Genomic DNA, 12,935 nt, shown 5'->3' on the forward strand with positions numbered 1-12,935 from the left:
TGCGCCGCTTCGCGTTACCACGCCAAGATTTACGGACAGAGATCATGAAGATTCGCAACAGCCTGAAGTCGCTGAAGGACCGCCACCGGGATAACCGCGTTATCCGCCGCCGTGGCCGCACCTATGTGATCAACAAGACCAACCGCCGCTTCAAGGCGCGCCAGGGCTAATGCCCCTGCGCGGGGCGCAACCGCCCCGTTTGCTTTTGGTGAACAGCGTTACGCCGTCGGAGGATTCCGGCGGCGCTTTCGCGTGTCTGGGGCGACCATGATTCGCCAGAGCGTGATCTTCGACGTCGGCCGCGTCCTGTTCGATTGGGATCTGCGTTATCTGTTCGCCAAGCTGATCGACGAGAAGGACGAGCTCGAATGGTTCGTCACCAACGTCGTCACGCCCGAGTGGCATTTCCAGCATGATGCGGGCCGTCCGCTCGCTGAGATGCTGCCCGAGCTAAAAGCCGAATTTCCGGCCCATGCGCTGCTGATCGACGCCTATGCCGCGCGTTTCAACGAGACAATCCCGGGACCGATGCCCGGCAGCCTCGAACTCGTCGAACGACTCGACGACGCCGGCGTGCCGCTCTTCGCGATCACCAATTTCGGACATGAATTCTGGGAGGGCTTTCGCCCGACCCAGCCGGTGTTCGACCGTTTCCGCGATATCATCGTCTCGGGGACCGAAAAGCTGCTGAAGCCCGATCCCGCGATCTACCATCTCGCGATCGAACGATTCGGCATCGACCCCGCTGGGGCGATCTTCATCGATGATGTTGCCGCAAATATCGCGGGCGCCGGATCGGCCGGCATCGCCGGGCACCATTTCAGGGATGCTGTCACGCTGGAGCGCGAGCTGGTCGCGCACGGATATTTGCCTGCTTGATGAGCAGGGCAGATCGCCTCGAACGCCTCGACATGCGCCGCGTCGAGCTGGAAGCGGAATATGAGCAGGTGCTGCTTGAGGCCTTGCGCAAGGTCGCTGCCGGCTCATGGGGCCTGTTCGGCCATACCAAGGATCGCGCGGCGCACGCCAAATGGGAGCCCGTCGTTACGGACCTGTGCGACCGGGGCGACGAGATCGACCAGATGCGCGACCAACTGGGCTTGCAGCCGTTCGTGTTGCACGAGGAATTCGAGGCATCGCGCGGCCCGGTCCCGACGAACGCTCCGGGCGAACCCAAGCAGGCAAAGGCGTGGCTCGAACGATTGGACAAGGAACTTTAGCCCAATCGCTTAGACCCGTGCATTACTTCTCCACTCCGAGCTGTGTCAGCACGAAGGCGAACTCCTCGGCATCCTCGCGCAATGCACCCCAGCGGCCCGATTTGCCCGCATGACCCGCGCCCATATTGGTGCGGAGCAGCAGGGTGGCGTCGTTGGTGCGCGTCGCGCGGAGCTTCGCGACCCATTTTGCGGGTTCCCAATAGGTCACGCGCGGGTCGTTGAGCCCGGCCGACACCAGCATCGGCGGATAGGCCTTGGCGGTGACATTGTCGTAGGGGCTATAGCTCAGCATATAGTCGAACGCCGCCTTGTCGGTGATCGGATTGCCCCATTCGGGCCATTCGCCAGGGGTCAGCGGCAGCGTTTCATCGACCATCGTGTTGATGACATCGACGAAGGGCACGCCCGCGAGCACAGCGCCCCACAGTTCCGGCGCCTGATTATAGACCGCACCCATCACCTGCCCGCCCGCCGAGCGGCCCTCGATCGAAATCTTGCCCGCGCTCGTGTACTTCGCGGCGATCAAGCCTTTCGCGACGTCGATGAAGTCGTTGAACGTGTTCTTGCGCTCGGTCGTCTTGCCCGCGAGATACCAGGCGCGGCCGAGGTCATCGCCGCCGCGGACATGCGCGATCGCATAGATCATACCGCGATCGACGAGGCTGAGCCGCGTCGTCGAAAAGCCCGGCGGGACGCGATATCCATAGGAGCCATAAACATAGAGGTGCATCGGCGCGCTGCCATCCCGCGGCGTGCCCTTTTTATAGACGAGCGATACCGGCACCGGCGTGCCGTCACGCGACGGCATATTTACCAATTCGGTTACATAATCATCGTGATTATAACCGGAAGGAATTTCCTGCACCTTCAGCGTTTCGAGCTTGCGGCTCGCGAGGTCATAATCGAACACCGTGTCGGGGGTGACCATCGATTCATAGTCGAGGCGCAGCTTGTCCTGATGATATTCGGGATTGTCGCCGAGCCCCGCGACATAGGTCGCTTCAGGGAATTTGATGCGGCCGGGGGTCAGCGGCGCGTCATATTTGCGGATATCGACCTGATCGACGCCCTTCTCGCGCGATTCGAGCACGAAATAGTCGCGGAAGATCGACAGGCCGGTGATGTAGGTCGCGTCCGATCCGGGAATCAGTGGTTTCCAGCTTCCCGGCGTCTTGATGTCGGCGGTCGCGATGCGGAAATTGGGATGCTCGTCGTTGGTATAGACGTAGAGCGTACCATCGCGTTCATCGACGCTATATTCGCGGCCCTTCTTGCGCGCCGACACCAGCTGCATCTTCGCCTCGGGATTGTCGGCGGGGAGCAGATAGACCTCGCTCGTCTCGTTATCGCCCGTCGCGATCACGATATAATTGTCGGCGGCGGTCTTTCCGATCCCGACGCCGAAACCGATGTCGGCTTCCTTGTAGAGCAATTTATCGTCGGCGACCGGCGTGCCGAGTTTGTGCAGCCGGACATTGTCGGTGCGCCAATTCTCGTTCGCGAGGCCATAGAGGATCGCGTCATTGCCCGAGGTCCAGACGAGCGACGACAAGGTGCCGGGAATCGTGTCGGGCAACAACTCGCCGGTCTCGAGATTGCGGATGCGCGCTTCAAATCGTTCGGAGCCATTGTCGTCGAACGAATAGGCCATCAGCTTGCCGTTCGGGCTGACCGATACCTCGGCAAGACGGAAATAATCCTTGCCCGCGGCCATCGCGACCTCGTCGAGGATCAGCTGCGTCTCGCCACCCGCGGCGGGCTTCCGATACCATTTCTTATATTCGGCGCCCGCTTCATATTCGACCCAATAGATCCAGTCGCCGTCCTTCTGCGGCACGCTCGAATCAGCCTCCTTGATCCGGCCCTTCATCTCCTGAAACAGGGTCTCGACCAAGGCTTCGTGCGGCTTCATCGCGGCGTCGAAATAGGCGTTTTCGGCCTTCACATAATCGAGCACATCCTTGTCATCGATCGTCGGATAGCCCTCGTCCCGCAGCCAGTGATAGGGATCCTGGAGCGTCTTGCCATGCAATGTCGTCTCATGCGGGCGCTTTTCCGCGACGGGGGCGGCGGGCAGGACGGGGGTCGGGCTGGTCAATGCGGCGTCTTTCTCTTTGGCGGACAGGGGCGGCGATGCGACAAGCGGGGTGGCAATTGCTGCCAGAAACATCCAAATAGCGCGCATCACAAAATCCCCCGCGGTGTCGCCCCAATTGGGCGGGATCGCCTACGATGTAGGAATAAGGAACGCGTCATGTCCAGCCCCGTCCCCCAATCGCCGCACGCACAACGCCTTGCCCGTGTCCGCGCCGAACTTGCGGCGCGCGGCCTCGACGGCTTCGTCGTGCCGATCAGCGACGAGCATATGAGCGAATATGTCGGCGAATATGCGCAGCGCATGGCCTGGCTGACCGGCTTTGGCGGATCGGCCGGGACGGCGGCGGTGCTGCCCCAAAAAGCGGCGGTGTTCGTCGACGGGCGGTACACAGTACAGGTGCGCGATCAGGTCGACGGGTCGCTGTTCGACTATGTCGGCGTGCCGCAGTCGAGCGTTGCCGAATGGCTCGGCGCGAACGTCAGCGCGGGGCAGAAGGTCGGCTACGATCCCTGGCTGCACGGCATCGACTGGGCGCGCGCGCTCGAAAGGGCGCTGGCCGCGAAGGGCGCCAGCCTCGTCGCGGTGACGCCCAACCCGCTCGACGCCGCATGGGACGACCAGCCGGCGCCGAGCGACGCGGTGGTGACGGTCCATGACGCCGCGCTCGCGGGGCAGGGCGCGGTCGAGAAGCGCGAAATCATCGCCGACTGGCTGAAGACGAACGGCCTCGACACGACGGTGATGACGGCGCTCGATTCGATCGCCTGGACCTTCAATATCCGCGGGACCGATGTCAGCCACACGCCGGTCGGGCTTTCCTTTGCGCTGCTCCACTCGGATGCCACCGCCGACCTGTTCATCGCGCCCGAAAAGCTCACCGACGCGGTGCGCGCGCATCTGGGCAACAGCGTGCGCATCCACGACCGCGATGCTTTCGAGACGGCACTTGCCGGACTCAAGGACAAGAAGGTGGCGGTCGATCCCGACCGCGCCGTCGCCGCGATCTTTACCGCGCTCGATGCGGCGGGGGCGAAGATCGCCCGCCACCGCGACCCCGCGGTGCTTCCGAAGGCGATCAAGAATGACGCCGAACTCAGCGGCACGCGCGCCGCGCATGTCCGCGACGGCGTCGCGGTGTCGCGCTTCCTGAAATGGATGGAGGAGGTCGCACCGCAGGGCGGGCTCGACGAACTGGGCGCCGCGGCGAAGCTGCGCGAATTTCGCGACGCCAGCGGGGTGCTGCGCGACCTGTCGTTCGACACCATCTCCGCAGCCGGGCCCAACGGTGCGCTGCCGCATTACAAGGTCGACGAGACGACGAACCGCGCGGTCGAGACCGGGACGCTCTATCTCGTCGATTCGGGCGGCCAATATGCCGACGGGACGACCGACATCACGCGCACGATCGCGATCGGCGCGCCGACCGCCGAAATGCGCCGCCGCTTCACGCAGGTATTGAAAGGGCATATCGCCCTCGCGACGGCGCGCTTTCCCAAGGGGACGCGCGGCAGCCAGCTCGACATTCTCGCGCGGCAATATCTGTGGGCCGATGGAGTCGACTACGCACACGGCACCGGGCACGGCGTCGGATCCTATCTCGCGGTGCATGAAGGGCCGCAGCGGATCGCCAAGCCTGCGGGCGGGCAGGCGGGGACCGAAGAAGCGCTGCACGCGGGCATGATCCTCTCGAACGAGCCCGGCTATTACAAGGCGGGTCATTTCGGCATCCGCATCGAAAATCTCGTTGTCGTGACGCCGCAGAGCATCGCGGGCGCCGAAGAGGATATGCTGGGGTTCGAAACGATCACCTTTGCGCCGATCGCGCAAAATCTGGTCGATGTGTCGCTGCTGTCGGCCGCCGAAGCCGACTGGCTCGACACATATCATGCCGCGGTGTTCGAGAAACTCGGCGCGGGGGTGGAAGGCGAAGAGCGCGCATGGCTCGAAGCCGCCTGCGCACCGCTCGACCGCGCTCCCGCCGCTCTCGCCGCCTGATCCGCGCATGACCGATATCCGCAGCGACGTGCCGCTCGCCGATTTTCGCGTGCAGGAGCGCGTCCGCGTGCGCTTCAACGAGATCGACGGCCAGAATATCGTCTTCAACGCCAATTATCTCGTCTACGCCGATATCGGCGTGACCGAATATTTTCGCGCGCTGGGTGAGGGGCAGCCCGGCCCCTATTTTCACCAATATGGTACAGACATCCGCGAGACGCATTGCGAAATCGATTATCATGCGCCCGCGCAGCTCGACGAGCTGATCACGATCGCGGCGCGAATCAGCCGTTTCGGCCGCACGAGCTTCACGCTTCATTGCGGCATTTTTCGCGAGAACGAGCGGTTGACCGACATCGAGATCAGCTATGCGCATCTTGATACCGACAGCGGAAAGCCGACGGCTTTGCCGGGCAGCTTCATTGCCGAAGTGCGTCGATTCGAAACGCGAACGCCCACACAAGATTGATTCGGATGTTCCGAATCGACCCTCTCAATCAAAAAGGTCGAAAAAAAAGGGCCACCCGAGGGTGGCCCATGAAAGTTTTGGGAGAGGATGCCTAAAAGGCATGCTCATATTGCAGCGCACAAAAAATTGTGCAACTGCGAAATGAACATCTGCTATTGCATTTTTTGCAATCGAGAACGCTCACATTCATCATTCGGCGCAATCGCGACCGTCCCCACGCCCCCTCGCAAATCATCGCAACATCGCCTAAATTGGGTGCATGGGAATGTTCAATAAAATGGATGTCGGCGGCGGACTGTCCGATTTCTGGGCCTATGTCCGCGAACCCCGCCCGCATCGCTGGGCCGTCTGGGGCGTCGCGCTGGCGCTGACCTGGCTGATTTTCACTGGGGTCGAGAAATATCTGATCCCTTATGAAAAGCCCAAGGAACAGATTATCTATTTCGAGAACTGGACCGCGAACCGCAGCGCGGCGGAGATTCGTGCCGACTGGGTGGCGCGCGCGAAAGAGACGACGCTGCACAACGCGCAGAAGCGCGCCGAATATCAACGCTTCGCCGACAGCCTCGGCATCGAATATGATTCGAGCGAAGCCGACCAGGTGACGCGCGAAACGCTGGGTGAGGAAGCAGCGGCGGCGGCGAAGAAAAAGCCCGCGCCGGTGCAGGTCCGCTCCACACTCGCCGAACGCGCGGCGCGCGGCGCGCAACCCAAAGCGGCCGACTGACCGAATGCAGCGTGGCCCCGACGATGCCGACTGGATGGCGGTCGCCGTCGCGCTGTCACGACGCGGCTGGCCGGGGTCGGCGCCCAATCCCAATGTCGGCTGTCTGATCGTCAAGCAGGGCAAGGTCGTCGCGCGCGGCTGGACGCAGGCGGGCGGGCGTCCGCATGCCGAGGCGGTAGCGCTGGAAGTCGCGGGCGAATCGGCGCGCGGTGCGACCGCCTATGTCACGCTCGAACCGTGCGCCCATACGAGCCCGCGGGGGCCAGCGTGCAGCGATTCGCTAATCGCGGCCGGTATAGCGCGTGTGGTGATCGCGGCGCAGGATCCCGATGCGCGGACCGACGGCAAGGGCATTGCGCGGCTGCAGGCGGCGGGGATCGAAGTCGTTTTCAATGTCCTCCCCGCCGAAGCGCGCGCTGCGATGGCGCCCTGGTGGACGCGGCACACCCAAGGGCGTCCGTTCATCACGCTGAAGCTCGCGACTTCGCTCGACGGCTGCATCGCCCGCGCCGACGGATCGAGCCGCTGGATCACCGGCGAAAGGGCCCGTGCGCATGGTCATCTGGAGCGCGCAAAGCATCAGGCGATCCTCGTCGGGCGCGGCACGCTCGACGCCGACGCGCCGAAGCTCGACGTGCGGCTAGCGGGGCTCGAATCACGCAGTCCGAAAAAGATGCTGCTGACGCGCGGGCCGGCGCCCGAGGGCTGGACCGCCGTGGCATCCCCCGAAGCGGTGGGCGACGTCGATTCGCTGCTCGTCGAGGGCGGCGCGGGCGCGGCGTCGGCTTTCCTTGCCGCCGACCGCGTCGATCGGCTGCTGCTCTATCGCGCTCCGATCCTGGTTGGCGACGGGCGGCACGCGCTCGGCGACATCGGGCTTGCGGACCTCGCCGACGCCCATCATCGCTGGCGCCTCGCCGACAGCCGCCTGCTTGGCATCGACCGGCTCGACGTCTACGAGCGCGTCAGAGAAGGATAACGCACCCATGTTCACCGGCATCATCACCGACATCGGCACCATCCGCAGCCGCGAGGATCGCGGCGACACGCGGCTCGTCATCGAAACCACCTATGATGTCGACAGCATCGACATCGGCGCCTCGATCGCCTGTTCGGGCGCCTGCCTGACCGTCGTCGAAAAGGGCATCGACGAAGGCAGCAATGGGCCCGGCGGCTGGTTCGCGATCGACGCGAGCCGCGAAACGCTCGCGCGGACAGCGCCCGGGATGTGGGATCAGGGGCGTCGCCTCAACCTCGAACGCGCGCTCAAGATCGGCGACGAGCTTGGCGGGCATATCGTCACGGGGCATGTCGACGATATCGGCCGTATCGTGTCGGTGGTGCCCGTCGGCGACAGCGTGACGGTCACCGTCGCGGCGCCGGCATCGCTCGCCCCGCATATCGCCGCAAAGGGTTCGATCACCGTCGATGGCGTCTCGCTGACGGTCAACGAAGTGACCGACCAGCCGAACGGCGAAGCCCATTTCACGCTCAACATCATCCCCCACACGCAGGAGATGACGACGTTGAACGAAGTGGTCGCGGACCGCCCGGTCAATCTCGAGATCGATATCCTCGCGCGCTACCTCGCGCGGATGCAGGCGCGCGGCGCCTAACCCTCCAGCCAGCTTGCAGCCAGTTCGGGGTCGGCGGCCATCATCGACCGCCGCATGGCGAGCCGTCCGATCCTGAGCAGTTCGGCCTTGCGGCGCGCAGGGGCGAGGTTGCAGCTTGCGGCTTCACGGACGACCGCCGCGCCATAGCGGTCGGCGACGATCAGCCCCGATGTCTCGCGGCGATAGCCCTCGGTCTCGAGGATCGCGGGGTCGAGCCCCGACGCAAGCGCCCAATAGAAGCGGTCGCACCAGTCGCAATAGTCGGGCCATTTGCCGTCGCCGTGCAGGTCGGCGCGGCTGACCTTGATCTCGACGATCGTGATATTGCCCTTCGCGTCGATCGCGGTGAGGTCGGTACGCCGCCCGTTGGGCAAGGTGACTTCGGGAATCGCAACCAGCCCCTGCTGCGCGAACAGCCGGCATACCCCGCGCGCGACATCCGCGGCGGTGATCATATCCGTCATCGCTTAGAGCCCGTCCTCAAAATGGAAGCCGCCACCTCGCCTGGGCGAGGGGTGGACTAAACATATGATATTTCTCAGAAAAATATGACATTTAGTACAATCCGCATGAGATTCTGTTGCGTTTTGACCGACTTGTGAGTGAAAACGCAACAATCTGGGCGCTCAACGGAGTTCGAAAGCGCTACTGCACTTTCGAACTCCGTTGAGCGCAACCTTGGGCGTTAATTTCAGCGCCTCTTCGGCGTGAAGAGATTGTGGCAACCTCAGTGGGGTCCCGACCCCTTCGTTCACTCTCCCGGCATCGTGCTGGTCGACGAATAGTCTTTGAATTTGTCCGTGAAGTTGGCGTGATAATCGTCGATCTGCATTTGGGCATTTTCTTCGGCATCTGCCTGCGAGTCGCCGCCTGCGCGGTTTGCCGATGTCACCGCCGCTTTGAATGCAGACTGTTCGGCGTCGCACGCCGATTTTACCGAAAGTTCGAACTCGCCTTCCCCGACTTTCGCTTCAAGTTGCTTCTTCAGATGCGCGCGGAGACATTTCGTGAAAGCAGCACGCGTCGTGTCGACGTTGCCGGCTGGTGCCGGCGCCATGGCGGCCAAAAGAATTGAAGCGATAAGCATCCTGCGACTCCCCGTTTGCAGATGTGTCTGTCACCAGAAATTTAGCTCAGCCCATCACAAAATGGGAGCATGATTCTGCATGGCCGCGCAAAGCGTTGTGACACCAGGCGCGAAGTTTGCAACCAACGTGCCGGCAATGAGATGATACGACTAAACACTGGTTTCATGTGTTCGCCGCCAGCTTCATCGGCCGGCGCGATGGGTGCCCGGCCCTGGGCCCTATCCCTTTCGGGGCGGGACCGGGCACCAATTCCTATTTCGTTTCTGTGTCGCTAGAAATCTGTTTCCTACAACATCAAGCGGCACCATGCTGCGGACATGAAGAAGCGTCGCTCAGCTTTGCGGGATAGCGCGCTCGCGATCGAGTACTGGATCGCGACAGTCGTCGTCGGTGGGGCCTTTTTGGCTGGATTGCGAGAAGCGCTTATCTTTTTGCTGGGCGGCAATTAATCTTGCGAGGCGGTAGCTCGCTCAATAGATTGTTAGTGCGACTGACGCGCGTGAATGCTTTAACGGAGTAGTTCTGATGCCTCTTAAGGAAGATGTACCCGGCGACTAAGTAGGTCGCAAAAGCAACTCCTCCGATGCGTGGTTCATGGGCTTGGATCGGCAGTCTTGGACTCCGTTGGGTTTGGATGCGTGGCATTTCTGCGATCTATCCGCTCGACTGAGAAGGTTACGTTCAATCGTTTGGCAATTCGGCGTAGCGATGAGTATGCCGTCTTTCGGCGTGCTGGAGGAATCTTCATTAGGCCTCACTTGATAGCTCAAAACACGGCTTTGCTAGATTTCGATAACCAGCATTGGATCGAAGCGGCTGTTCTCAATGGGGCCGCCAGGCCGGCGCGGACCGTAGCCTTTTGGATTGCAGATGACCCGGCAGCTGCCAGCCTGGTAGTCGCAGCTTGAGTGTGTATGGCCATGGATCCAGAGATCTGCGCCTCCTGACTCGACGATGTCCGTCATTCGCGACGCGAACGCTGGGTTGAGTGCATCTCCATCAAACCGAGGGTCAAGAGAACGCGGGTCCGGTAGATGGTGTGTGACAACAACCGTCTTTCGGATGTCTTCGGGGTTGGTTTCAAGTTCTCCGGCCAACCAAGCCCGCGAGGCTTTGTGGAATTGGAGTGCATCCGCGGGATGGAATCGCTCGCCGGATCGTATATCAATCAATCGATGGTCATTTAGATATCGTGATGCTTCCATCATCGCCTCTTCCACGGAATGGGGCGAAGGGGCCATGAGTTCGTAATCGGTCCATAGGGTTGCCCCTAAAAACCGCACGTCGCCGATTGTTGCGCTGGCATCCATCAGAAGGTGAACACCCAATTCGGCAGCGATAACTCTCGCCTTGTCAGCCTCTTTGGGAAGCAAACAATTATACCATTCATGGTTTCCCGGCACATAGATCACTGGGCGACTATCAGCTCGATCAATAAGCCAGCGAACCGCTTCGGATGCGACATGGATGTCGCCAGCCGCCACAAGTACATCGAACTCCGGCTTCGGGTCCGGAACGTCCCATTGGCTTTGCTCGATGTGCAGGTCGCTTAGTATCCAAAGCCGCATGTCGTTTCCGCAATCATAGGATCAGTCATTACTGAAGAGTGCAGTAATCCCTCTCCCCAATTGCAGTGCCTTCGGCGCATTTGTGACTTCAAAATTTTCGAGCGGCACCCGCCGGGCTGATCCAGATTTAGCGGTGCTAGCTGACGCAGCCTGGAGTCCGTAGGTGACAGCGATCGGATGCCCATCAGGTGTCCTGAGGTAGAACTCGTCTTTTTCATTGAAAGCACGAAGCGAGATCTGCAGGTCGGTGACCAGTGAGAGCCCGTTTTTGTTTAGCATTTCGACGAGCGGTCGCAGCTCTTCCGTGAAGTCTGTCAGAGCAATTCGGCCAGGAAAACGAAATTTCATGCCAGTCCTCCTTCGTTCAAATCGGGGACCGGCAAAGCCGGGTGTTGGAAACCTGGACTCACGTACAGGCGCCGCCGCCTTTGGGCGGTGCCTTGGACATACGCGACGGCCACCCGGCCGCTAAAGCGACCGGTGTCGTGAGTTCTGGGGTTTCCACGCCCCACCGTCAGGATTGACCAACGGCTGGGAGATCGTTGCAGAACCGGCTCGTCAGTGCAAGGATGTTCCACAATCATCCTGTGATTGGCTTATTGGTCGGGAAATTGTCAGTTCGTTGCGTTGCCACACGCTATGACAACGGCTCATTCTTCTTCCATTGCCAGACTAGGCGCGTGCTGGTTGCGGAAGGCGACTTGCCATGCCGCGCCCACTCACTCGTTCGACGGCGAGGTGGAAGATCCCCGTGTTCCGTGGAATCCGGCCCCAGATTATCTTTTTTGCCCGCCGACTGCTCCACTCGGTGTTTGATTGCGCATAGTATGCCCATTTGAAGCTAGTATTTTTTGCTGAGATGAGTCTCGTTGTCCGCAGAGTAGCGCGGTTTGTAGCGCTCCGAAGGCATTTTCCAATTCCGGATTAAATCAAGGGGATCCTGGCTTCCCAGGAATTCTCGGGCAAGCGCCAGCCTCTCAAGAATCTCGGCCTGCTCCTCTTCGGGAAGCTGCCTCGATCGATCCTCAACACCGGCGAGGAAGCGTTCGGTACTCACGACATTGGACCATTGGTTGATTACGTCCCGGAGTTCCGACTGACTATCGGTGACTGACTGCTCGATCCTCCGGCGGTCTTCGACCCGTTTGCGTCGCTCCTCTTCGGCGATCCATTCTTGTTGGCGGATTGCCGCTTGGCATTCAGCTTCCTCAAGCTTGACAACCAATTCTCGGGCTGAGGCCTCGATTTCCTCGACGATGGACCTGATTTCCCCTCCCACTGCGGCTGTCTTCGTATCCTGCCAATGTTTGCTCCAACTCACCCGCTGGTAAGGTGAGTATGCAACAAGGCGCATGCGCCCGCTGGGAATATCGCGCGTCGTAGTCCAGCTGTGGTCTGGATTACGCCCACGCGCAGGAATAGAGTCGCTGTCCCGAATATATTTCCCGTTGATGTAGCGCAGCAGCGCCGTTTCGGACATCTCGACAACGGCAAGACCAATTGCGACCGTGCCGATGTAGACAACCGTCGGCCGGGCCGGTGACCACAGACCGCCATAGTGCCAATGGTCACGCGGTTTGGAGAAAACTTCGCGCTCCTCGATTGAAGCTCGACGAAGGCCTTGCCCGGAGGGTGCCAGAACGACACGATGGCCGACGGAGGATAGGGCGTTGAACAAGTCGTTGGCGAATCCGAGTGCCTTGTCGAGGGAGGCTTGAGACGCGTTCAAGTCCAGCAGAAGCCGCTTAAACGGTCGCAGATAGGACCCTTCATCAACGGGGCGACCATTCTGAAAATGAAGCTTGGCGCCATGCAGCAATCCATGCGTCTGCGTCCGGGAAATTCGGACTGGGCAAGACTTCGGCTGTCGCGGGGCCGGTATTTTGGGCCGGGGCGTCCGAACCGGTGCCCCGTTCTGCGACCACTCGATCGGGTCGCCGGGCAAGGCTTCCGGCAGCGGACACTGCGGCGGTGCCTTGCCGACCGCGAGTTTCGCCCAATACCCGCGTTCCGGACGCGGCACATTCAGCAAGGTGCATATCCGGGCGAGATAGCTTCCGGACACATCGAAGCGCACGGCGATCTTTGAAATCGGTTCTGACCAGACAAGTTGGTACAGATCCTCGCGCGACACCATTGCAATGCTCCTCGGCC

Annotated in this window: 15 protein-coding genes; 9 read left to right on the plus strand and 6 right to left on the minus strand. The window is 61.3% G+C overall.

Annotated elements, in window-relative coordinates; translation table 11 throughout:
* The first annotated feature begins 44 nt into the window (after positions 1–44).
* From ykgO to BLW56_RS07330, 3 genes are all read left to right on the plus strand, one after another.
* Positions 45–170: a type B 50S ribosomal protein L36 gene (ykgO, locus tag BLW56_RS07320; RefSeq protein ID WP_003046794.1), complete on the plus strand. Its 126-nt coding sequence runs from the start codon at positions 45–47 to the stop codon at positions 168–170.
* Positions 171–267: 97 nt separating this feature from the next.
* On the plus strand, positions 268–879 hold the full coding sequence (locus BLW56_RS07325) for an HAD-IA family hydrolase (RefSeq protein WP_093509910.1): 612 nt from the start codon (positions 268–270) through the stop codon (positions 877–879).
* Positions 879–1,220, plus strand: coding sequence for a hypothetical protein (locus tag BLW56_RS07330; RefSeq protein WP_093509911.1), 342 nt, complete (start codon positions 879–881; stop codon positions 1,218–1,220). The genes BLW56_RS07325 and BLW56_RS07330 overlap by 1 nt, the downstream gene beginning before the upstream one ends.
* Before the next feature lie 22 nt (positions 1,221–1,242).
* Here BLW56_RS07330 and BLW56_RS07335 read toward each other — a convergent pair whose 3' ends face one another.
* The gene (locus tag BLW56_RS07335; protein ID WP_093509912.1) at positions 1,243–3,390 is read right to left on the minus strand and encodes a S9 family peptidase; all 2,148 of its coding nucleotides are present in this window, start codon (positions 3,388–3,390) and stop codon (positions 1,243–1,245) included.
* A gap of 84 nt (positions 3,391–3,474) precedes the next feature.
* Here BLW56_RS07335 and BLW56_RS07340 point away from each other — a divergent pair, with 84 nt between their 5' ends.
* The 5 genes from BLW56_RS07340 (at position 3,475) to BLW56_RS07360 (ending at position 8,125) form a co-directional block, all read left to right on the plus strand.
* Positions 3,475–5,313, plus strand: coding sequence for an aminopeptidase P family protein (locus tag BLW56_RS07340; protein ID WP_093509913.1), 1,839 nt, complete (start codon positions 3,475–3,477; stop codon positions 5,311–5,313).
* Between the two features lie 7 nt (positions 5,314–5,320).
* Positions 5,321–5,782 carry an acyl-CoA thioesterase gene (locus tag BLW56_RS07345; RefSeq protein WP_093509914.1) on the plus strand — a complete coding sequence of 154 codons (462 nt, stop codon included), beginning with the start codon at positions 5,321–5,323 and terminating at the stop codon, positions 5,780–5,782.
* 259 nt (positions 5,783–6,041) lie between these two features.
* Complete coding sequence (locus tag BLW56_RS07350) at positions 6,042–6,509, plus strand: hypothetical protein (protein ID WP_093509915.1); 468 nt, start codon at positions 6,042–6,044, stop codon at positions 6,507–6,509.
* A 34-nt stretch (positions 6,510–6,543) separates the two neighbouring features.
* The gene (gene ribD, locus BLW56_RS07355) at positions 6,544–7,488 is read left to right on the plus strand and encodes a bifunctional diaminohydroxyphosphoribosylaminopyrimidine deaminase/5-amino-6-(5-phosphoribosylamino)uracil reductase RibD (RefSeq protein ID WP_093510844.1); all 945 of its coding nucleotides are present in this window, start codon (positions 6,544–6,546) and stop codon (positions 7,486–7,488) included.
* Between the two features lie 7 nt (positions 7,489–7,495).
* Positions 7,496–8,125: a riboflavin synthase gene (locus BLW56_RS07360; protein ID WP_093509916.1), complete on the plus strand. Its 630-nt coding sequence runs from the start codon at positions 7,496–7,498 to the stop codon at positions 8,123–8,125.
* On the opposite strand, the gene BLW56_RS07365 is transcribed toward BLW56_RS07360, so the two are convergent.
* Positions 8,122–8,589, minus strand: a complete 468-nt coding sequence (locus BLW56_RS07365; protein ID WP_093509917.1) for an MmcB family DNA repair protein — start codon at positions 8,587–8,589, stop codon at positions 8,122–8,124. The genes BLW56_RS07360 and BLW56_RS07365 overlap by 4 nt on opposite strands.
* 287 nt (positions 8,590–8,876) lie before the next feature.
* Positions 8,877–9,182, minus strand: a complete 306-nt coding sequence (locus BLW56_RS07370; protein WP_256203417.1) for a hypothetical protein — start codon at positions 9,180–9,182, stop codon at positions 8,877–8,879.
* Between the two features lie 348 nt (positions 9,183–9,530).
* Here BLW56_RS07370 and BLW56_RS20835 point away from each other — a divergent pair, with 348 nt between their 5' ends.
* On the plus strand, positions 9,531–9,662 hold the full coding sequence (locus tag BLW56_RS20835) for a hypothetical protein (RefSeq protein ID WP_256203339.1): 132 nt from the start codon (positions 9,531–9,533) through the stop codon (positions 9,660–9,662).
* 333 nt (positions 9,663–9,995) lie between these two features.
* Here BLW56_RS20835 and BLW56_RS07375 read toward each other — a convergent pair whose 3' ends face one another.
* The 3 genes from BLW56_RS07375 to BLW56_RS07385 all read right to left on the minus strand — a co-directional run bounded on the left by BLW56_RS07375 (position 9,996) and on the right by BLW56_RS07385 (position 12,918).
* Positions 9,996–10,781, minus strand: a complete 786-nt coding sequence (locus BLW56_RS07375; protein WP_093509919.1) for a metallophosphoesterase — start codon at positions 10,779–10,781, stop codon at positions 9,996–9,998.
* A gap of 21 nt (positions 10,782–10,802) precedes the next feature.
* Positions 10,803–11,129, minus strand: a complete 327-nt coding sequence (locus tag BLW56_RS07380; protein ID WP_093509920.1) for a hypothetical protein — start codon at positions 11,127–11,129, stop codon at positions 10,803–10,805.
* Between the two features lie 493 nt (positions 11,130–11,622).
* A complete protein-coding gene (locus BLW56_RS07385; protein WP_143043407.1) occupies positions 11,623–12,918 on the minus strand; it encodes a hypothetical protein in 1,296 nt (431 codons plus the stop codon).
* Positions 12,919–12,935 lie beyond the last annotated feature (17 nt).

It is taken from the genome of Sphingopyxis sp. YR583 (assembly GCF_900108295.1).
Classification (GTDB): domain Bacteria; phylum Pseudomonadota; class Alphaproteobacteria; order Sphingomonadales; family Sphingomonadaceae; genus Sphingopyxis.

Excerpts from the sequence above, each read along its gene's own strand:
- ykgO (WP_003046794.1), top strand. The coding sequence starts at position 45 with ATGAAGATTCGCAACAGCCTGAAGTCGCTGAAGGACCGCCACCGGGAT.
- BLW56_RS07325 (WP_093509910.1), top strand. The coding sequence starts at position 268 with ATGATTCGCCAGAGCGTGATCTTCGACGTCGGCCGCGTCCTGTTCGAT.
- BLW56_RS07330 (WP_093509911.1), top strand. The coding sequence starts at position 879 with ATGAGCAGGGCAGATCGCCTCGAACGCCTCGACATGCGCCGCGTCGAG.
- BLW56_RS07335 (WP_093509912.1), bottom strand. The coding sequence starts at position 3,390 with ATGTTTCTGGCAGCAATTGCCACCCCGCTTGTCGCATCGCCGCCCCTG.
- BLW56_RS07340 (WP_093509913.1), top strand. The coding sequence starts at position 3,475 with ATGTCCAGCCCCGTCCCCCAATCGCCGCACGCACAACGCCTTGCCCGT.
- BLW56_RS07345 (WP_093509914.1), top strand. The coding sequence starts at position 5,321 with ATGACCGATATCCGCAGCGACGTGCCGCTCGCCGATTTTCGCGTGCAG.
- BLW56_RS07350 (WP_093509915.1), top strand. The coding sequence starts at position 6,042 with ATGGGAATGTTCAATAAAATGGATGTCGGCGGCGGACTGTCCGATTTC.
- ribD (WP_093510844.1), top strand. The coding sequence starts at position 6,544 with ATGGCGGTCGCCGTCGCGCTGTCACGACGCGGCTGGCCGGGGTCGGCG.
- BLW56_RS07360 (WP_093509916.1), top strand. The coding sequence starts at position 7,496 with ATGTTCACCGGCATCATCACCGACATCGGCACCATCCGCAGCCGCGAG.
- BLW56_RS07365 (WP_093509917.1), bottom strand. The coding sequence starts at position 8,589 with ATGACGGATATGATCACCGCCGCGGATGTCGCGCGCGGGGTATGCCGG.
- BLW56_RS07370 (WP_256203417.1), bottom strand. The coding sequence starts at position 9,182 with ATGGCGCCGGCACCAGCCGGCAACGTCGACACGACGCGTGCTGCTTTC.
- BLW56_RS20835 (WP_256203339.1), top strand. The coding sequence starts at position 9,531 with ATGAAGAAGCGTCGCTCAGCTTTGCGGGATAGCGCGCTCGCGATCGAG.
- BLW56_RS07375 (WP_093509919.1), bottom strand. The coding sequence starts at position 10,781 with ATGCGGCTTTGGATACTAAGCGACCTGCACATCGAGCAAAGCCAATGG.
- BLW56_RS07380 (WP_093509920.1), bottom strand. The coding sequence starts at position 11,129 with ATGAAATTTCGTTTTCCTGGCCGAATTGCTCTGACAGACTTCACGGAA.
- BLW56_RS07385 (WP_143043407.1), bottom strand. The coding sequence starts at position 12,918 with ATGGTGTCGCGCGAGGATCTGTACCAACTTGTCTGGTCAGAACCGATT.